The organism is Burkholderia sp. Se-20373, assembly GCF_017104705.1.
GTDB lineage: Bacteria > Pseudomonadota > Gammaproteobacteria > Burkholderiales > Burkholderiaceae > Burkholderia.
This window is the reverse complement of sequence record NZ_JAAGPH010000050.1, coordinates 18,556-36,231: the sequence shown is the minus strand read 5'-3', so window position 1 is coordinate 36,231 and position 17,676 is coordinate 18,556. Positions and strand designations below refer to the sequence as shown.

At 68.3% G+C, this 17,676-nt stretch carries 16 protein-coding genes; 6 read left to right on the top strand and 10 right to left on the bottom strand.

Translation table 11 applies throughout. From position 1 onward, the window contains the following. Positions 1-121: 121 nt before the first annotated feature. The 5 genes from G3N96_RS18230 to G3N96_RS18210 form a co-directional block, all read right to left on the bottom strand. Positions 122-376, bottom strand: a complete 255-nt coding sequence (locus tag G3N96_RS18230; RefSeq protein WP_206138021.1) for a hypothetical protein — start codon at positions 374-376, stop codon at positions 122-124. Between the two features lie 31 nt (positions 377-407). After that, entirely contained in the window at positions 408-863 is a 456-nt protein-coding gene (locus tag G3N96_RS18225) for a DUF1269 domain-containing protein (protein ID WP_124585684.1), read from the bottom strand. A 68-nt stretch (positions 864-931) separates the two neighbouring features. Then, positions 932-1,129: a hypothetical protein gene (locus G3N96_RS18220; protein WP_206138020.1), complete on the bottom strand. Its 198-nt coding sequence runs from the start codon at positions 1,127-1,129 to the stop codon at positions 932-934. Between the two features lie 54 nt (positions 1,130-1,183). Then, a complete protein-coding gene (locus G3N96_RS18215; RefSeq protein ID WP_206138019.1) occupies positions 1,184-1,633 on the bottom strand; it encodes a phosphate-starvation-inducible PsiE family protein in 450 nt (149 codons plus the stop codon). Continuing rightward, positions 1,630-2,010 (bottom strand): LysR family transcriptional regulator, encoded by a 381-nt coding sequence (locus G3N96_RS18210; protein WP_206138018.1) that lies wholly within the window; start codon positions 2,008-2,010, stop codon positions 1,630-1,632. Before G3N96_RS18210 ends, G3N96_RS18215 begins: the two co-directional genes overlap by 4 nt. A 385-nt stretch (positions 2,011-2,395) precedes the next feature. Here G3N96_RS18210 and G3N96_RS18205 point away from each other — a divergent pair, with 385 nt between their 5' ends. The 5 genes from G3N96_RS18205 (at position 2,396) to G3N96_RS18185 (ending at position 11,018) form a co-directional block, all read left to right on the top strand. Continuing rightward, positions 2,396-3,436: a Dyp-type peroxidase gene (locus G3N96_RS18205; RefSeq protein ID WP_206138017.1), complete on the top strand. Its 1,041-nt coding sequence runs from the start codon at positions 2,396-2,398 to the stop codon at positions 3,434-3,436. Between the two features lie 515 nt (positions 3,437-3,951). Next, on the top strand, positions 3,952-4,767 hold the full coding sequence (locus G3N96_RS18200; protein ID WP_124585676.1) for a family 1 encapsulin nanocompartment shell protein: 816 nt from the start codon (positions 3,952-3,954) through the stop codon (positions 4,765-4,767). A 104-nt stretch (positions 4,768-4,871) separates the two neighbouring features. Further along, positions 4,872-5,141 carry a hypothetical protein gene (locus tag G3N96_RS18195; RefSeq protein WP_206138016.1) on the top strand — a complete coding sequence of 90 codons (270 nt, stop codon included), beginning with the start codon at positions 4,872-4,874 and terminating at the stop codon, positions 5,139-5,141. Positions 5,142-5,762: 621 nt separating this feature from the next. Continuing rightward, on the top strand, positions 5,763-8,612 hold the full coding sequence (locus G3N96_RS18190; protein ID WP_206138015.1) for an AAA family ATPase: 2,850 nt from the start codon (positions 5,763-5,765) through the stop codon (positions 8,610-8,612). Between the two features lie 126 nt (positions 8,613-8,738). Beyond that, positions 8,739-11,018, top strand: a complete 2,280-nt coding sequence (locus G3N96_RS18185) for an FdhF/YdeP family oxidoreductase (protein ID WP_206138014.1) — start codon at positions 8,739-8,741, stop codon at positions 11,016-11,018. Between the two features lie 108 nt (positions 11,019-11,126). Here the strand turns inward: G3N96_RS18185 and G3N96_RS18180 are convergent, their stop codons facing one another. After that, positions 11,127-12,548: a cytosine permease gene (locus G3N96_RS18180; protein ID WP_206138013.1), complete on the bottom strand. Its 1,422-nt coding sequence runs from the start codon at positions 12,546-12,548 to the stop codon at positions 11,127-11,129. 394 nt (positions 12,549-12,942) lie between these two features. Here G3N96_RS18180 and G3N96_RS18175 point away from each other — a divergent pair, with 394 nt between their 5' ends. Continuing rightward, on the top strand, positions 12,943-13,866 hold the full coding sequence (locus tag G3N96_RS18175) for a LysR substrate-binding domain-containing protein (RefSeq protein ID WP_206138012.1): 924 nt from the start codon (positions 12,943-12,945) through the stop codon (positions 13,864-13,866). Between the two features lie 83 nt (positions 13,867-13,949). On the opposite strand, the gene argE is transcribed toward G3N96_RS18175, so the two are convergent. The 4 genes from argE to G3N96_RS18155 form a co-directional block, all read right to left on the bottom strand. Further along, positions 13,950-15,113 carry an acetylornithine deacetylase gene (argE, locus tag G3N96_RS18170; protein WP_206138011.1) on the bottom strand — a complete coding sequence of 388 codons (1,164 nt, stop codon included), beginning with the start codon at positions 15,111-15,113 and terminating at the stop codon, positions 13,950-13,952. Continuing rightward, the gene (locus G3N96_RS18165; RefSeq protein WP_206138010.1) at positions 15,106-15,783 is read right to left on the bottom strand and encodes a DUF1028 domain-containing protein; all 678 of its coding nucleotides are present in this window, start codon (positions 15,781-15,783) and stop codon (positions 15,106-15,108) included. The genes argE and G3N96_RS18165 overlap by 8 nt, the downstream gene beginning before the upstream one ends. 9 nt (positions 15,784-15,792) lie before the next feature. After that, complete coding sequence (locus G3N96_RS18160; RefSeq protein ID WP_206138009.1) at positions 15,793-16,230, bottom strand: RidA family protein; 438 nt, start codon at positions 16,228-16,230, stop codon at positions 15,793-15,795. A 75-nt stretch (positions 16,231-16,305) separates the two neighbouring features. Beyond that, a complete protein-coding gene (locus tag G3N96_RS18155; RefSeq protein ID WP_124585662.1) occupies positions 16,306-17,646 on the bottom strand; it encodes an NAD(P)/FAD-dependent oxidoreductase in 1,341 nt (446 codons plus the stop codon). Positions 17,647-17,676: the final 30 nt, after the last annotated feature.

Here is a 17,676-nt window from a genome sequence, read left to right as displayed (position 1 = left end):
CCGCACGATCGCGTGGCAAGCATTCGCCGGGCGCGGTGCCGGCGTGCGTCGTCGCGGTTTGCCGGCGGCCGTCGGGCGGCAAGTCACGCGAAGCCGGCTGATGCGCGGGCCCCGCGTGCGCTCAAGCGTCGTCGACGTTGTCCGCGTAGTGATCGATCGCGACCTTGCACTCGTCGAACACCACCGTCAGCCAGGCGATGTCGTTCGACTCGACCCACTTGCGGATCTGCAGGAACTGCCCGGTGCCGAGATCGGCGAGGCGGGCCGGATCGTCGGTCGTCACATCGACGCTCGCGATCGCGCGGTTGCCGTGGCCGGGCAGCGGCGACAGCGTCGCCGCGATGTCGAAGCGCCGGTACGATTGTTCGATGCGCATGCGGTTCTCCCTTTCCGGTTCGACGACACGCTCAATCGAGCGACTGGCGAAACACCTTGCCGCCGAATCCCGTCACGACGTTGTCGACCGAGAACGGCGTGTCTTCCTTCGCTTCCAGGATGATCGCGACGCTGCCGGGCACGAGCCGCGCCGCCACCGTCTCGACGAACGTGCCGTCGAGCAGCGCGTTGCCGGCCGCTTCCGCGAGAATGCCGGCGCCCGCGCCGGCCGCCATGCCGGTGACCACGCCGAGCGGCCCGGCAAGCAGGCCGAGCAAGCCGCCTGCGATCGCGCCGATCACGCCGCCCTTGAACGGCCGCGATTCGGCGTGGAGGACCGCGAGCTTGCCGGTCGCGTCCTTCTCGACGATGACGCCGTTCTCGATGTGGAATCCCTCATCCTTCTCCGACAGCGCCTCGAAATCGTTCGCGGCCTGGCGGGCCGTGTCGACGCTGCCGAACACGGCGACGATCAGTTGCTGGGTCATGCGATACCTCGCTCGGTTAGAGGGTGAATGGCAGCGGCCGCACCGGATGCGGCACGCCACGGTTCGATTCAGATGCCGATGGCCACCTCGCGTGCGCGCGCCGCGTCGGCATAGGCGTACGCGGCGTCTCGCTGCAACCCGGCGACGGTGGGCGCGCGGGCGAGCGCCGGATCGGCATCGCGGGTGTCGCGCGCCAGCCGGTAGGCGTCCGACGCCGCGTGCTGCAGCTCGATCGCCTGTTTCGTTTCGACGGAATGCGTCATCATCCGGCACCCTCCTTGCAGGGACATCGATCATGCAGGCGGCTTGCCGCCCGCGCGTTACCCGCGCGCCTGCGCATCGTCCTCGACATCGGCGACATCAGCCGGGAAGCGGTGCTGACCAAAACTCAGGATCAGCACGCCGACGGCGAGCAGCACGATCCCGACCGTCGTCATCAGCATCCGCTCGGGGCTGTCGGTTGCGCCGCGCAGTATCAGGTCGCGCGCGAGCGACGTCATCGCAATGAACAGCGGAAACCGCACGGGCAAGCGGCCGAGCCGCAGGTAGCGCACGTCCATCGCGAGCACTTCGAGATAGAGGAACATCAGCAGCAGGTCGGTCAGCGACACCTCGCCCGCGAGCACGACCTTCCACGCTTCCTGCGCCATCGCGAACGCGGTCGCGAGCCCGATCACGATCAGCCCGGCCAGTTCGGCCGCGTGAAGGAAATGGCCGAAGCGGCGGCGGATGCGCTCGGCGGGCGAGCAGGCAATGGTGGTCGTATTCAAGGTGACAGTCGCTGTGATGAGGCTTGAACGGCGCCGGGCGGCGGCGGGAACGTCGCGTCGCGCGCGGCGGCATGCACGGGATCGTGCGCGTCGGGCCGATCCGGCCTGTCCGGCGCATGCGGGCCCGCCGCGCCGGTCGCCTGCTCGACCGCGGACAGCGTCCGGCGGCAGCACACGTGGAACGCGTCGCCCGCATCGGTGCAGGCGACGTCGTCGTGGTCGCGGCACAGCAGCAGGCGGCAACCGAGATACCGTTCGAGGCCGTCGATCCGTTCGCTCACCTGCGCTTCGTCGAGTTGCAGCTCGGACGCCGCACCGGACAGGCCGCCATGCTCGACCACCGCGACATACACACGCATCGCTTCCAGCAGGTTCATGATGACGCTCCTCGTGGCGGCGCAGCGGGACCTAATCTACTGCACGCGGCACGCACGCTCAAGAGCACAGCGCCGCACGCGCCAAGAGTACAGCTGAGCGGGCGCCGGCCAAAATACGGCCCTGTTTGACGCATTCGCATGACAGTTTGGCGATTCGTGTTCCAAAGACCGGCCGAAGCTGCTAGATTGCTTGCTCGACGACGTCACGCGGTGCGGGCAGGTCGCGCGCCCGGTGCGGCCGCCACCGCCGCGGCCCGTTGCGGGATGCCCGCACGGCGTCCTTCATCCGCGTGACACAAAGAGAACAGTCGCATGACACAGTTCAACCGTTCGCCCTCGCGCGCCACGGCACTTCCGTCCCGACCTGACTGACCGGCAGCCCACGATGCAGACACCTCCCCCGCTCCCCCAAAACGTTCACAGCACGGTCACGCGCAGCGCGATCTTCCTCGTGGCGACGATCAATCCCGGCGCCGATCACGCCGACACGATCCGCTCATGGTGCGGCGACATCGCCGCGCTCGTGCGCTCGGTCGGCAAGCGCGTGCCGGGCGGCAACCTCACCTGCGTGTGCGGCTTCGGCGCCGACGCCTGGGATGCGCTGTTCGGCCACCCGCGCCCCGCCGCGCTGCATCCGTTCCGCGAATTCGGCGCGGGCCAGCGCGTCGCGGTCGCGACGCCGGGCGACATCCTGCTGCACATTCGCGCGGAAGCGATGGACCTGTGCTTCGAACTCGCGACGCAGTTGATCGGGGCGCTCGGCGATGCCGTCACGGTCGTCGACGAGGTGCACGGCTTCCGCAATTTCGACCAGCGCGCGATGATCGGCTTCGTCGACGGTACCGAGAACCCGGAAGGCCGCGAGGCGGTCGACTTCACGGTGATCGGCGACGAGGACGCGGCATTCACCGGCGGCAGCTACGTGATCGTGCAGAAGTACCTGCACGACATGGCCGGCTGGAACGCGCTCGCGGTCGAGACGCAGGAGCGCATCATCGGCCGCACCAAGCTCGCCGACATCGAGCTCGCGCCGGACGTGAAGCCGTCGTGCTCGCACAGCTCGCTGACCACGCTCGACGAGGGCGGCCAGGAAGTGAAGATCCTGCGCGACAACATGCCGTTCGGGCGCCCGGGCGCGGGCGAATTCGGCACCTATTTCATCGGCTACGCGCGCTCGCCGGCGCCGATCGAGCAGATGCTCGAGAACATGTTCGTCGGCCGCCCGCCCGGCAACTACGACCGCCTGCTCGATTACAGCCGCGCGGTTACCGGCTCGCTGTTCTTCGTGCCGTCCGCCGACCTGCTCGAAGCGCTCGCCGATCGCGCGGCGCCGGCGGCCGAGGCCGCGGAGCCGGAACCGGCATCCTCCGCGCCGCATCGCGACGGCTCGCTGAAGATCGGCTCGCTGAAAGGCGTGCCGTCGTAACGCACATCATCACCAAGGGCAGTCCGGCGCGCCGACCCCGCGCCGGGCGAGTCGAGTGGCCGCACCATGAATGCCCTCCACTCGTTGCGAAGCTTCAATAGGCTGCGCCTATGATTCATCCGGGCTCGGCTCGGGCAACTGAGCGCAGCCGAGCCCCGGCATCCGGAAACGCGGCCGGATGAATGTTCGTAAGAATGCCCGACACGCGATCGGCCCTCGGCCGCCAAGCGTTCGGCGCGCCATCGAGCGCGGCCCGCGCGACGCGTGTGCCGGCGCGCGCCCGGGTATCGCCATCCGTCGCGGCGTTCGGCACAAGCGCACACACGCTCCCCGCACGTGAATTGCAGAACAGTTGCGCCACCGCAGGGTGTCGTTTCGATTTGTGCTGCAGCGGTGTCAATAGAGCCTGCTAATATGCATTTTCGTCCGCGATCGGCTTGCCGGGCCCAGACGCAGTCCGTCAGCCGATCGGCCCACCCTGAAGTGTTTTCGCTGACGTGAGGCAACCCAAACCCATGAACAACCTGCACCGCGAACTCGCCCCGATCTCGTCCTCCGCCTGGGAGCAAATCGAGGAGGAAGTGGCACGCACGTTCAAACGCTCGGTGGCCGGCCGCCGCGTCGTCGATGTCGACGGCCCCGAAGGCCCCGAGCTGTCGGCCGTCGGCACCGGGCACCTCGTCGACGTCGCCGCCCCGCGCGAGCTGGTGAATGCGCGGCTGCGCGAAGTCCGCACGATCGTCGAGCTGACGGTGCCGTTCGAGCTGAGCCGCGATGCGATCGACAGCGTCGAGCGCGGCGCGCGCGACGCCGACTGGCAACCGGCGAAGGACGCCGCGCAGCGGCTCGCGTTCGCCGAAGACGACGCGATTTTCGACGGCTACCGGGCCGCCGGCATTCTCGGCATCCGCGAAGGCACGTCGAACCGCAAGCTCACGCTGCCGGCGGATGTCGCCGCGTATCCCGACGCGATCAGCGACGCGCTCGAAGCGCTGCGGCTTGCCGGCGTCGACGGCCCGTACTCGGTCGTGCTCGGCTCGGATGCATACACGGCGCTCAGCGAAGCGCGCGACCAGGGCTATCCGGTCCTCGGCCATATCAAGCGGATCGTCAGCGGCGAGATCATCTGGGCCCCGGCGATCAGCGGCGGCTGCGTGCTGTCCACGCGCGGCGGCGATTACGAGCTGCACCTCGGGGAAGACGTATCGATCGGCTACACGAGCCATACCGACAAGGTCGTCCGCCTGTACCTGCGCGAAACGTTCACGTTCCTGATGCTCACGAGCGAAGCATCGGTGGCCGTGGCGCCGCAGGGCAACCCGGCGGCCTGACCGCGGTTGCCTGCGCGCGATGCCCGCCGGGTGTCGCGCGCGAGCGGCCGCACTGCCGGCCGCAGGTTCGTCGCCGATCAAACCCATCTTGCATGGAGTGTGTGATGAGCGAGTCGAATGAGGCATTGCAGGCGCTGCAGGCGTCGGTCGACCACCTGAAGCAGGCGGTCGACGCGAACGCGAGCAGCCAGGCCGGCGACAGCGCCGTGCTGTTCACCGTCTTGTCGCTGGTCCTGGCGGAGTTGCCGCCCGACACGCGCAACCTGATCGAGGATTCGTTTTCCGTCTGGGCCAATGGCCTGCCGAATGCGGCACTGTCACAGGACGTGAAGCAGATCGCCCGGCAGCGGCTTGCGATGACCCTCTCGGACTGACCGCGGCACGCCGCGGTTGCGCCGCGTCCGGCCCGGACCGTGCAACCCGCCTTCGCCTTCGGCCGCCACACACGCATCGCCCGCGGTGCGTGCGTGGTAGCACTTGACCGCTCGCGGCACGCGCCCCCTGCCGCGCTTCCGTCGCGCCTCTCCATCCGCGCTGCCTTTCATCCCCCGGTAACCGGCGCCCTGCGCGCCGATGTCGCACCGCGATCCGTTCGCGCGCCGCCCGCTTCCGCGTCCTGTCATCACACGCCGCGCACGCCGCGCACGCCCGTGGCATCGTGCGCCCGCCCGTCTGTACTCCTTGCCATCCGTGCGCGCGCGCATGCGAGGGTGCAATTCACGGCCGGGCGGGTGCGGAACTGTGCCTTGGAGAGCCTGCGCCGATTCGCTATTTTGAACGCAGTCGAAGCGATGCCGTGGGCTCCTCCCGGCACGCACGCTTGCCGCCCTGACCGCGACCGTGCACGACGCCGACGCGCGCTGCGTGACCGCACCGGTGCCGCCCGCGCGCCGCCGTGCCGCGCGTCGTGCGTTCACGGTCGGCATGCGGCAAGCGCCGCACCGCATCGGGACTTCACCCTTCGACCCACTTTCACCGACAGGAGCCAGACCACCATGCCCGCACTTTGCGATATCTGCCACGCGCGACCGGCCGTCGCGCGCGCAACCGTGATGCAGGACGGCGAGCGCAAGACGATCTCGATCTGCGATTACCACTTCCGTCAGCTGATGCGGCATCAGAGCATGCTGAACCCGTTCGATTCGCTGCTCGGCGGTGGCGGCTCGTCGTCGCTGTTCGGCGGGCTCGACGACGAATCGCCGCTCGCCGCCGAGATTCCGCGCGAATCGGTCGACCCGACCGACGCGTTCAGCGAGCAGACGCTGGAATTGCTGCAGCGCGCGGCCGAAAAGGCGCACGAGCTGCGCCGCAGCGAGCTCGATTCCGAACACCTGCTGTACGCGCTCGCGGACACCGACGTGTGCGCCGCGCTGCTGAAGGAACTGAAGCTGTCGCCGGAGGACATCAAGTCGTACATCGACGCGCATGCGCACACCGGCACGGCCGATCCCGATGCGCCGCTCGACAAGCTGTCGATCTCGCCGCGCGTGAAGAAGGCCGTGCAGTACGCGTTCCAGGCGTCGCGCGATCTCGGCCACTCGTACATCGGCCCCGAGCACCTGCTGATCGGGCTCGCATCGGTGCCGGACAGCGTCGCCGGCACGCTGCTGAAGAAATACGGCGTGACGCCCGAGGCGCTGCGCCAGAAAGTCGTGAAGGTGGTCGGCAAAGGCGCCGAGGACGGCCGCGTCGATGCGCCGACCGGCACGCCGAACCTCGACAAGTTCGGCCGCGACCTCACCGCGATCGCGCGCCAGGGCAAGCTCGACCCGGTGCTCGGCCGCGCGCAGGAAATCGAGAGCACGATCGAGGTGCTCGCGCGTCGCAAGAAGAACAACCCGGTGCTGATCGGCGAGCCGGGCGTCGGCAAGACGGCGATCGTCGAAGGGCTCGCGCAGCGGATCGTCAACGGCGACGTGCCCGAGGTGCTGCGCGACAAGCGGCTCGTCGAAGTCAACATCAACTCGATGGTGGCCGGCGCGAAGTATCGCGGCGAATTCGAGGAGCGCGCGAAGCAGCTGATCGACGAAGTCACGGCGAAGCAGGACGAACTGATCCTGTTCATCGACGAGCTGCACACGATCGTGGGCGCCGGCCAGGGCGGCGGCGAAGGCGGCCTCGACATCGCGAACGTGCTGAAGCCCGCGCTCGCGCGCGGCGAGCTGAGCCTGATCGGCGCGACGACGCTCAACGAATACCAGAAGTACATCGAGAAGGATGCCGCGCTCGAACGGCGCTTCCAGCCGGTGTTCGTGCCGGAGCCGAGCGTCGAGCAGACGATCGTGATCCTGCGCGGGCTGCGCGACAGCCTCGAGGCGCACCACCAGGTGACGTTCGCCGACGACGCGTTCGTCGCGGCCGCGGAATTCGCCGATCGCTACATCACGTCGCGCTTCCTGCCCGACAAGGCGATCGACCTGATCGACCAGGCCGCCGCGCGCGTGCGGATCGGCGCGACCTCGCGCCCGGTCGACATCCAGGAAGGCGAAGCGCAGATCGCGCAACTGAAGCGCGAGCAGGACTACGCGACGTCGCGCAAGCGCTTCGACGAAGCGAAGCAGTTCGAGGAGCAGATCAACGCGAAGCAGAAATCCGTCGACGAGAAGATGGAGGCGTGGCAGCGCAAGACGGGCTCCGAGACGCTCGAGGTCACCGTCGAATCGGTGGCCGAGGTCGTGTCGCGGCTCACCGGCATCCCGGTGTCCGAACTCACGCAGGAAGAACGCCAGAAGCTGCTGAAGATGGAAGAGCAGCTGCGCGAGCGCGTGGTCGGCCAGAGCGACGCGGTGGTGGCCGTCAGCGATGCCGTGCGGCTGTCGCGCGCGGGGCTCGGCCAGACGCACCGGCCGATCGCGACGTTCCTGTTCCTCGGGCCGACGGGCGTCGGCAAGACCGAGCTCGCGAAGGCGCTGGCCGAGACCGTGTTCGGCGACGAACAGGCGATCATCCGCATCGACATGTCCGAGTACATGGAGCGGCACGCGGTCGCGCGGCTGATCGGCGCGCCGCCCGGCTACGTCGGCTACGACGAAGGCGGCCAGCTCACCGAGCGCGTGCGGCGCCGCCCGTACAGCGTGATCCTGCTCGACGAGATCGAGAAGGCGCATCCGGACGTCTACAACGTGCTGCTGCAGGTGTTCGACGACGGCCGCCTGACCGACGGCAAGGGCCGCGTGGTCGACTTCAGCAACACGATCATCATCGCGACGAGCAACCTCGGCGCCGCGATCATCATGGACAACCTCACGCAGCCGGAAGCCGCGCGCAAGACCGACAAGGCGATCCGCGAGGCACTGATGCAGGTGCTGAAGGGCCATTTCCGCCCCGAGTTCCTGAACCGGATCGACGAGGTGATCGTCTTCCACGCGCTGTCGAAGGAGAACATCCGCGCGATCGTGCAGATCCAGCTCGACCGCGTGGTGCGCACCGCCGCCGCGCAGGACATCACGCTCGTGATGGGCGATTCGCTCGTCGAGCACCTGACCGAAGCCGGCTACCAGCCGGAGTTCGGCGCACGCGAGCTGAAGCGTCAGATCCGCCAGACCATCGAGACCCGGCTCGCGAAGGAGATCCTCGCCGACCGCCTGAAGTCGGGCGACAAGTGCGAGGTCGACTACGACAAGGCCAGCGACGAAGTGAAGTTCACCAAGCTCGCCGCGCCTGAAGCGAAGGAGACCCGGGACGCGAAGAAGGACGCCGACGGCAAGGCGAAACCGAACGGCAAGGCGGCCAAGGCCACCGACGATGCGAAGGCCGGCGACACGCCCGCCGACGCACCGCCGTCCGCGCCTGCCGCGAAAGCGTCCGGCAAGAAGTCGTCCGGCGCGAAGAAGGACGCGCACTGAAAAACAGCATGCCCCGCACGCCCGGGGCACGCATGACCGGCTCCGTCCACCGGACGGAGCCACCCCACGCCGCGACACGGCGCAAACCGAGCCGCCCGCACCGGGTAAGGCTGATGGAGATTCAACATGACAAATCGACGCGAAGTGCCAGGCATCAGGAAGTACGACGGGCCCGCCGGTGGTTGGGGCGCGCTTCGCGCGACAGCCGATGCGGTGCGCACGCAAATGGAAACCATCGAGGCGCCGATCGTGCTGATGCGGACCAACCAGCCCGACGGCTTCGACTGCCCCGGCTGTGCGTGGCCCGACAAGGAACACAAGTCGACGTTCCAGTTCTGCGAGAACGGCGCGAAGGCCGTCACGTGGGAAGCGACGACCAAGCGCGTGACGCCCGAGTTCTTCGCGGCGAACACCGTGTCGTCGCTGCTGCGCATGTCGGACTACGAGCTGGAGAACATGGGCCGGCTCACGCATCCGCTCGTCTACGACCGCGCGACCGACACGTTCCGCGCGATCGAATGGGACGACGCGTTCGCGCGCATCGGCGAAGTGCTGCGCGCGCTGCCGCCCGACCAGGTCGAGTTCTATACGTCGGGCCGCGCGTCGAACGAAGCCGCGTACCTGTACCAGCTGTTCGCGCGCGAACTCGGCACCAACAACTTCCCCGATTGCTCGAACATGTGCCACGAGCCGACCAGCGTCGGCCTGCCGCAGTCGATCGGCATCGGCAAGGGCACCGTGTCGCTGGAGGACTTCGACCACTGCGAGCTGATCATCTCGATCGGCCACAACCCCGGCACGAACCACCCGCGGATGATGGGCACGCTGCACGAGTGCGCGCGCCGCAACGTGCCGATCATCGTGTTCAACCCGCTGCGCGAGCGCGCGCTCGAACGCTTCGCCGATCCGCAGGACATGATCGAGATGGCGTCGTTCGGCTCGACCCGGATCGCATCGACGTACTACCAGGTCGACGCCGGCGGCGACGCGGCCGCGCTGAAGGGCATCATGAAGGCGCTGCTGCAGCTCGAAGCCGAGCGCGGCAACGTGCTCGACCGCGACTTCATCGCGCAGCACACCAACGGCTTCGACGCGTTCTCGGCCGACCTCGAGGCCACGTCGTGGGACGACATCGAGCGCGCGAGCGGGCTCAGCCAGGCGCAGCTCGAACAGGTCGCGCTCGCGTATGCGAAGTCGAACGCGACCATCATCACGTACGGGATGGGCGTCACGCAGCACAACAAGGGCACCGCAACCGTGCGCCTGATCGCCGACCTGCTGCTGATGCGCGGCAACATCGGCAAGCCCGGCGCCGGCGTGTGCCCGCTGCGCGGCCACTCGAACGTGCAGGGCAACCGCACGGTCGGCATCACCGAGAAGCCGTCGGCCGAGTTCCTGAAGAAGATCGAGGACGTGTGCGGCTTCACGCCGCCCGCGCATCACGGGCACGACGCCGTGCAGGCGATGCAGGCGATGATCGACGGCACCGCGAAGGCGCTGCTGTGCCTCGGCGGCAACTTCGCGGTCGCGCTGCCCGATCCGGAGCAGTCGTTCCCGGCGATGGCGAAGCTCGACCTGAGCGTGCATCTCGGCACCAAGCTGAACCGCTCGCACCTGCTGGTCGCGAAGGAAACCTTCGTCCTGCCGGTGCTCGGCCGCACCGAGCTCGACATGCAGGCCACCGGCCGGCAGTCGATCACCGTCGAGGATTCGATGTCGATGGTTCACGCGTCGGCCGGCAAGCTCAAGCCGGCGTCCGACCAGCTGCGCTCGGAGCCGGCGATCGTCGCGGGTATCGCGCATGCGACGCTGCCGGCCAGCAAGGTCGCGTGGCTCGACCTGATCGACGACTACGACCGCATCCGCGACCTGATCGACCGCACGGTGCCCGGCTTCGAGGCGTTCAACGAGCGCATCCGCACGCCGGGCGGCTTCCGCCTGCCGCTGCCGCCCACCGAGCGCGTGTGGCCGACGCCGACCGGCAAGGCGATGTTCTCCGTCTACAAGGGCGTGAAGGAAGACGCCGACGTGCTCGGCGCCGAGCAGGTGCTGCGGCTGATCACGCTGCGCAGCCACGACCAGTACAACACGACGATCTACGGGCTCGACGACCGCTATCGCGGCGTGTTCGGCCGGCGCGACGTGCTGTTCATGAACCCCGCCGATCTCGCGAAGTACGGGCTCGAACACGGCGACCTCGTCGACATCGAGACGGTCACCGCATCGGGTCGCGCGCTGCGCCTCGAGAAGATCACCGCGATCGAGTACGACATCGCGCCGGGGTCGGTCGGCGCGTACTACCCGGAAGCGAACGTGCTCGTGCCGCTCGACTACATCGACAAGGAAAGCGGCACGCCGTCGTACAAGTCGGTGCCGGTGCGCGTCGCGCGCTCGGCGGTGGTCTGACGTACTAACGGACCGGCTCGCGGCGTACAGGCTACCGCGAGCCGGCCCGACCTCCTCCACGGGCCACCGTGTCTCGACGGATGCGATGGCCCCCTACCTTCCCCGTTGTTACCGCGCCGCCGTCGGCGGCAACGTCGCGCCCGTCTGCCGGCGCCGGTACGCGCTGTCACGCGACGCAAGCCAGTAGTACAGCGGCGACGTCAGCGCGAGCCCGACCAGCCACGACAGGTCCGCGCCGCCGAGATGCGCGGGAATCGGGCCCGCATACATCGGCGTGTTCATGAACGGAATCTGCACGAGGATGCCGATCGCATACGCGAGCAGCGCCTGCGGGTTGAAGCGGCCGTAGATCCCGCCGTCGACCATGAAGATCGACTTGATGTCGTACTTGCCCTTGTGGATCACGTAGAAGTCGATCAGGTTGATCGCCGTCCACGGCACCAGCACGACGAGCAGCGCGAGCACGAGATCCACGAGGTTGCCGACGAAGTTCGTCGACGCGCCGATCGCCGCGTAGCAGCACGCGACGAAGATCACGACCGACACCACCGCGCGCGCCTTCGCGGTCGGAATCCACTTGTACGCGAACGTCTGCGCCGACGTGATCACCGCGAGCACCGCGCCGTACAGGTTCAGCGCGTTGTGGCTGATCACGCTCAACAGGAACAGCACGAGCATCAGCGGGCCGAGCGGGCCCGTCGCCTGCTTGACCGCATCCATCGCGTCCGCGCCGGCCGGCACCGCGAGCACCGCGACCGCGCCGAAGATGAACGCGAGCGTCGAGCCGATCGTGCAGCCGAGATAGGTCGCCCAGAACGTCGACGCCACGCCGACGTTTTCCGGCAGATAGCGCGAATAGTCCGACACGTACGGCGCGAACGCGATCTGCCACAACGCCGACAGCGACACCGTCGCGAGCCAGCCGGCGAAGTTGAAGCCGCCGCGCGTCAGGAAATCGTCGGTCGTCACGTGCGTGAGGATCGTCCAGAAGCCGACCAGGATGCCGATGCCGAGCACCCACGTGCCGATCCGGTTCAGGATGTGGATGAACCGGTAGCCGACGATCCCGATCAGCCCCGAGCCCACCGCGCCGATCACGATGCCGACGGGCACCGGCACCGACGACGCGATGCCGTGCACCGACTTGCCGGCCAGCACGATGTTCGACGCGAAGAAGCCGACGTACATCACGGCCGCGATCACGGTCACGAGCAGCGCGCCCCACGAGCCGAACTGCGCGCGGCTCTGGATCATCTGCGGGATGCCCATCTGCGGCCCCTGCGCCGAATGCAGCGCCATCAGCACGCCGCCGACCGCCTGGCCGACGACGATCGCGACGATGCCCCACATCAGGTTCAGGTGGAACAGCTGCACGCCGAGCGCGCCGGTCACGATCGGCAGCGGCGCGATGTTGCCGCCGAACCAGAGCGTGAACAGGTCGCGCACCTTGCCGTGGCGCTCCGCGGGCGGCACGTAGCCGATCGTGTGCTTCTCTATCATCGGGGACGCGTTGCGGTCCACGTTCGTCATGGTGATGTCTCCTGTCCTGCGCGGCGATGCGCGCTTGCCGTGTCAGCCGGCGCGCGTTGGGGGGCGCGCCGGCAATCGGGTCCGGATACGCGAGCGACGACGCGCCGCGTGCACGCGCGGCGGGGTCGAACGAAGCGGTCGATGCGCACGCGGGGACGGATGCCCTGTCCCGCCGGTGCGTGCGCGGCCGCTTCGTTTGCTTCTTGATCCAGGTTGGAGACGATGGTGCGCCACGACCCGCGCGACCGGAAAATACTAAAAATATTTCCGCGACATACGAAAAAGCTCTGCAGCGGACATTTCGGCGCCGGGGAGCTTTCAGGTAAGGTGCTACGCAAACCATGGACAGATTGCGCCCGCGGCGGCACGCCGGGGCCGTGCATCAGAGGTGCTTGTGGCTCACTACACTTTGCGGCAACTGAAATACTTCGTGACGACGGTGGAATCCGGCAGCGTCGCCGAGGCGTCGCGCCAGCTCTTCATCGCGCAGCCGTCGATCTCCAGCGCGATCAAGGGTCTGGAGGAAAGCTTCGGCGTGAAGCTGTTCATCCGCCATCACGCGCAGGGCGTGTCGCTGACGCCGAGCGGCACGCGCTTCTACCGGAAGGCGCAGGAACTGCTGCGCATCGCGCACGAATTCGAACAGAACGCGCTCGCCGACAACGACGTGATCACCGGGCAGATCGACATCGGCTGCTTCGAGACGGTCGCGCCGCTCTATCTGCCGCAACTGATCGCGGGTTTTCGCGAGCGCTACCCGGGCGTGAACATCCGGCTGCGCGACGGCGACCAGCAGGAACTCGTGCAGGGCCTGACGTCCGGCACGTTCGATCTCGCGCTGATGTACGACCACGATCTCGACGGCACGATCGAGACCGAGCCGCTGATGCCGCCGCAGCAGCCGTACGTGCTGCTGCCGGAGAATCACCGGTTCGCGGGCCAGGCGCACGTGTCGTTGCGCGACCTGTGCGTCGAGCCGATGATCCTGCTCGACGTGCAGCCGAGCCGCACGTATTTCGTCAGCCTCTTTCACGAACTGGGGCTCACGCCGAACATCGTGTTCGGATCGCCGTCGATCGAGATGGTGCGCGGGATGGTCGGCCAGGGGTTCGGCTTCTCGCTGCTCGTCACGCGCCCGCATTCCGAATACACGTACGACGGCCAGCGCGTCGTGACGATCGGCCTCAGCGAAACGGTAAGCCCGTCGGGGCTCGTAAGTGCGCGGCTGAAACGCGGGCAACTCACGAAGCAGGCGCAGTCGTTCGTCGATTTCTGCCGCGAGCGGCTCGCGCAGATCGTCGCGGAAGCGGCGCGATAAACGGCGCGACAAGGAACCGGAAGGAACACGAAAACGCACGCGCCGCGGGAGGCGGTGCGTGCGTGCCGGTCAGGCGCGCCGCGTCAGGCGGCCTCGGCGAGATGGGCAGCCAGCCGCCCCAGCATCGCGTCGCAGCCGTGCAGCTGGTCGAGCGTGATGAACTCGTCGGGCTTGTGTCCCTGGTCCATGCTGCCGGGCCCGCACACCACGGTCGGAATGCCGGCCTCGCCATATAGGCCGCCCTCGGTGCCGAACGCCACCGTGCCGAACGCATCGGAGCCGCTCAGCATCGCGAGCAGGCGCGCGGCCTCGCTATCCGGCGCGGTCGCGAGCCCCGGATACGCGCCCAGCGGCTGCAGTTGAATGTCGGTGTCGGGCTGCACCGCACGCATTCTCGGCAACAGTTCGGATTCCGCATAGTCCTGCAGCGTCCTTGGCACGTCGTGCGCATCGAAATCCGGCAGCGCCCGCACCTCGAAATCGAACTCGCATTCGGCCGGCACGATGTTCAGCGCGCGGCCGCCCTTGATCAGCCCGGTCTGCACGGTCGAGAACGGCGGATCGAATCGCGCGTCGTGCCGCTCCGGTCGCGCGAGCGCCGCGCCGATCTCGCCGAGCCGGCCGATCAGCTTCGCCGCATAGTCGATCGCGTTGACGCCCGACGGCGCGTACGCCGAGTGGCAGGCAGCGCCCTTTACATGACAGCGCATCGCGAGCTTGCCCTTGTGACCGAGCACCGGCTTCAGCTCGGTCGGCTCGCCGATCAGGCACAGGCGCGGCCGGTGCGCGCGCGCGGCCAGTGCATCGAGCATCGGCCGCACGCCGAGGCAGCCGACTTCCTCGTCGTACGAGAACGCGAGATGCACGGGCATGCTCAGCGGCCTGGCCGCGAACGCCGGCACGGCCGCGAGCACCGACGCGATGAAGCCCTTCATGTCGGCCGTGCCGCGGCCGTACAGGCGGCCGTCGCGCTCGGTCAGCCCGAACGGCTCGACCGTCCACGCCTGCCCGTCGACCGGCACCACGTCGGTATGGCCCGACAGCGCGATGCCGCCGCGGTCGCGCGGCCCGATCGTTGCGTACAAGCTCGCCTTCGTGCGCTCCGCGTTGTAGAACAGTTCGCTCTCGACGCCGAAGCCCGCGAGATAGTCGCGGATGAAGTCGATCATCGCGAGGTTCGACTCGCGGCTCACCGTCGCGAAACCGATCAGTCGTTCCAGCAGTGCGCGGCTCGACATGTCATTCATCGCCCGGCACCCCGTAGCTCGGCGCGGCGGTGGGGTTCAGCGCGCGCGTCTGGTAGTCCTGCATCTGCGGCCGATAGGCCTGCCACAGCGCATCGAGCTGCCCGATCGGATCGGCCTCGGCCCAGTCGACGCGCAGGTCGACGATCGGCCAGGTCACGTCGCCGGCCACCTTCAGCGCGGCCGAATGCACCGGCCCTGCCTCGCCGCCTGCGGCCATCGCCGCGCGCATCGCGGCCAGCAGACGATCGGCGAGCAGGCCGGGCGCCTGTTCGAAGGCACGCGCCATTGCGTCGATCACGGCCGGCGCGGCCAGCAGGTTGCCCGCCGCCACGCATTGCTCGCCCTGCACCGCGTGATGCGTGCCGAGCGCTTCCTTGCCGGTGAAGCAGGCCGAGTGCCCTTGCCCGTCGATCACCGTGACCTGCCGGTACTGGCTCCAGCCGTTCGCGCTGAGCGCGCGGTCGAGCGCCGCGGCGGGCGCGAGCTGCTCATGCTCGATCAAGTCGAGGATCTGGGGCCCAAGCGCCGGCAGCGTGATGTTCTGCGTCGCGACGGCGCCGACGCCCGCGCGCACCCACGGGCAGCGCGCGCCCACCGCGATGCTCGACGAGCTGATCGCGATGCCGAGCTGGCCCGTCTCCGGGCAACGCCCGACGATGGAGAAAGTCATGTTTCCCTCCTATGCGCGGCTCGGCTGCCAGTTGTCCGGGATCACGGCGATCACGTCGATTTCCATCAACCACTGCGGCTGGCCGAGCGCCGATACGACGAGCCCCGTCGAGATCGGATACACGCCCTTCAGCCACTTGCCGACTTCCTGGTACACGGGTTCGCGATAGCGCGGATCGATCAGGTAGGTCGTCGTCTTCACGATGTGCGTGAGGTCGCTGCCCGCTTCCTCCAGCAGTTGCTTGACGTTCTTCATCGCCTGCTCGGCCTGCGCGCGCGGATCGCCGAGGCCGATCAGTTTGCCGTCGAAATCGGTGCCGACCTGGCCGCGCACGTAGACGGTATTGCCCGCCCGCACGGCCTGGCACAGGTCGTTGTCGAGCGTCTGGTTCGGATAGGTATCCTTCGTGTTGAACATGCGGATACGGGTATGGGTGGGTTGGCTCATCGGAATCCTTCAGTCGTCAGGGGTCACGCCGCCGCACCGGAAGCAGACGCGGTGCGGCAGGCGGCTGGGGTTCGGTCAGTTCACCGCGTCGGCGAGCGGCTGCGTGTCGGCATGAGGCGCGGCAACGTCCTGCTCCGATTGCACGGTCGAGCGGCGCTGCGATGCGTCGTGGTACTCGAGGTAGGTGCGCTGGATCGCGATGTGGTCGGCGATGTGCCGCGCGTCGTGCCACACGCCCCAGATGAAGCTGGAGCCGCGCCGCGACAGCCACGGCAGCCCGAGGAAGTAGATGCCCGGCTCCTTCGACACGCCGCGCTGGTGCTGCGGCTTGCCGTTGCCGGCGAACGCGTCGACCTTCAGCCAGCCGTAGTCGACCGCGTAGCCGGTCGCCCAGACGATCGACGTGACGCCTGCGCCGGCAAGGTCGAGCGCGAGGATCGGATGCGCGACGCAATCCGGGTTCGGCAGGATATGGCGGGCTTCCGGCTCTTCCGGCAGGTCGAGGCCGTTGCGCGCCGCATAGGCGTCGGCCGCGTCGAGCAGCGACAGGTAGTTCTCGTCGCCGCGTGCGAGATTGATCGCGAGATCGCGTTCGAACACGGCCACGCCGCCGTCGAACGACTTCGTCAGCCCGACGAGCGTCACGCCCTGGTTCGCGAGCTTGCGGAAATCCACCGTATGGCCGCCGCGCGCGCCGCTCACCGCGATCGTCACGTGCTCGCGGCCGGGCGTCGCGACTTCCTTGTCCCATTCGCCGAGCACGCCGAGCCACCAGCAGAAATCGCGGCCGCGATACGCACGCGGCGGCCGGTCGTGCGGGCCCACCGACAGGTAGACCTGCCGGCCCGCGCGCTGCAGCTCGTCGGCGATCTGCACACCCGACGACCCCGCGCCGACCACCAGCACCGCGCCTTCCGGAAGCTGCGCCGGGTTGCGATAGTCGGCGGAATGAATCTGCACGAGGCGCGCGTCGTCCGGCGCGATCGGCGGAATCACCGGGCGCTGGAACGGCCCGGTCGCGACGACCACGCGGTTCGCCTCGATCGTGCCGTCGGACGTCTCGACGATGAAACCCGGCTTGCCCGCATTGCGCACGACCTGCTTCACCTCGACGCCGGTGCGGATCGGCGCGTTGAACTTGCGCGCATACGCTTCGAAGTAGTCGGCGACCTGGTCCTTCGAGGCGAACGCGTCGGGATCGAGGCCGTCGAATTCGAGGCCGGGGAAGCGGTCGTGCCACGCGGGGCCGTTCGCGACCAGCGAATCCCAGCGCCCCGTGCGCCAGCGTTCGGCGATGCGGCTGCGCTCCAGCACGAGATGCGGTACGCCCAGCTTGCCCAGGTGCTCGCTCATGGCCACGCCGGCCTGACCGGCGCCGACGACGAGCGTATCGATTGAGGTTGTTTCGACTGCCACGGCTGTCTCCTTCTGAAGTGCGGCTCGGCG

What these genes read in the sequence shown, in the direction of transcription:
- G3N96_RS18185 (WP_206138014.1), top strand. Translation starts at nt 8,739, where the DNA reads ATGACAAATCGACGCGAAGTGCCAGGCATCAGGAAGTACGACGGGCCC.
- argE (WP_206138011.1), bottom strand. Translation starts at nt 15,113, where the DNA reads ATGAATGACATGTCGAGCCGCGCACTGCTGGAACGACTGATCGGTTTC.
- G3N96_RS18210 (WP_206138018.1), bottom strand. Translation starts at nt 2,010, where the DNA reads ATGAACCTGCTGGAAGCGATGCGTGTGTATGTCGCGGTGGTCGAGCAT.
- G3N96_RS18220 (WP_206138020.1), bottom strand. Translation starts at nt 1,129, where the DNA reads ATGATGACGCATTCCGTCGAAACGAAACAGGCGATCGAGCTGCAGCAC.
- G3N96_RS18195 (WP_206138016.1), top strand. Translation starts at nt 4,872, where the DNA reads ATGAGCGAGTCGAATGAGGCATTGCAGGCGCTGCAGGCGTCGGTCGAC.
- G3N96_RS18190 (WP_206138015.1), top strand. Translation starts at nt 5,763, where the DNA reads ATGCCCGCACTTTGCGATATCTGCCACGCGCGACCGGCCGTCGCGCGC.
- G3N96_RS18230 (WP_206138021.1), bottom strand. Translation starts at nt 376, where the DNA reads ATGCGCATCGAACAATCGTACCGGCGCTTCGACATCGCGGCGACGCTG.
- G3N96_RS18165 (WP_206138010.1), bottom strand. Translation starts at nt 15,783, where the DNA reads ATGACTTTCTCCATCGTCGGGCGTTGCCCGGAGACGGGCCAGCTCGGC.
- G3N96_RS18180 (WP_206138013.1), bottom strand. Translation starts at nt 12,548, where the DNA reads ATGACGAACGTGGACCGCAACGCGTCCCCGATGATAGAGAAGCACACG.
- G3N96_RS18225 (WP_124585684.1), bottom strand. Translation starts at nt 863, where the DNA reads ATGACCCAGCAACTGATCGTCGCCGTGTTCGGCAGCGTCGACACGGCC.
- G3N96_RS18200 (WP_124585676.1), top strand. Translation starts at nt 3,952, where the DNA reads ATGAACAACCTGCACCGCGAACTCGCCCCGATCTCGTCCTCCGCCTGG.
- G3N96_RS18205 (WP_206138017.1), top strand. Translation starts at nt 2,396, where the DNA reads ATGCAGACACCTCCCCCGCTCCCCCAAAACGTTCACAGCACGGTCACG.
- G3N96_RS18160 (WP_206138009.1), bottom strand. Translation starts at nt 16,230, where the DNA reads ATGAGCCAACCCACCCATACCCGTATCCGCATGTTCAACACGAAGGAT.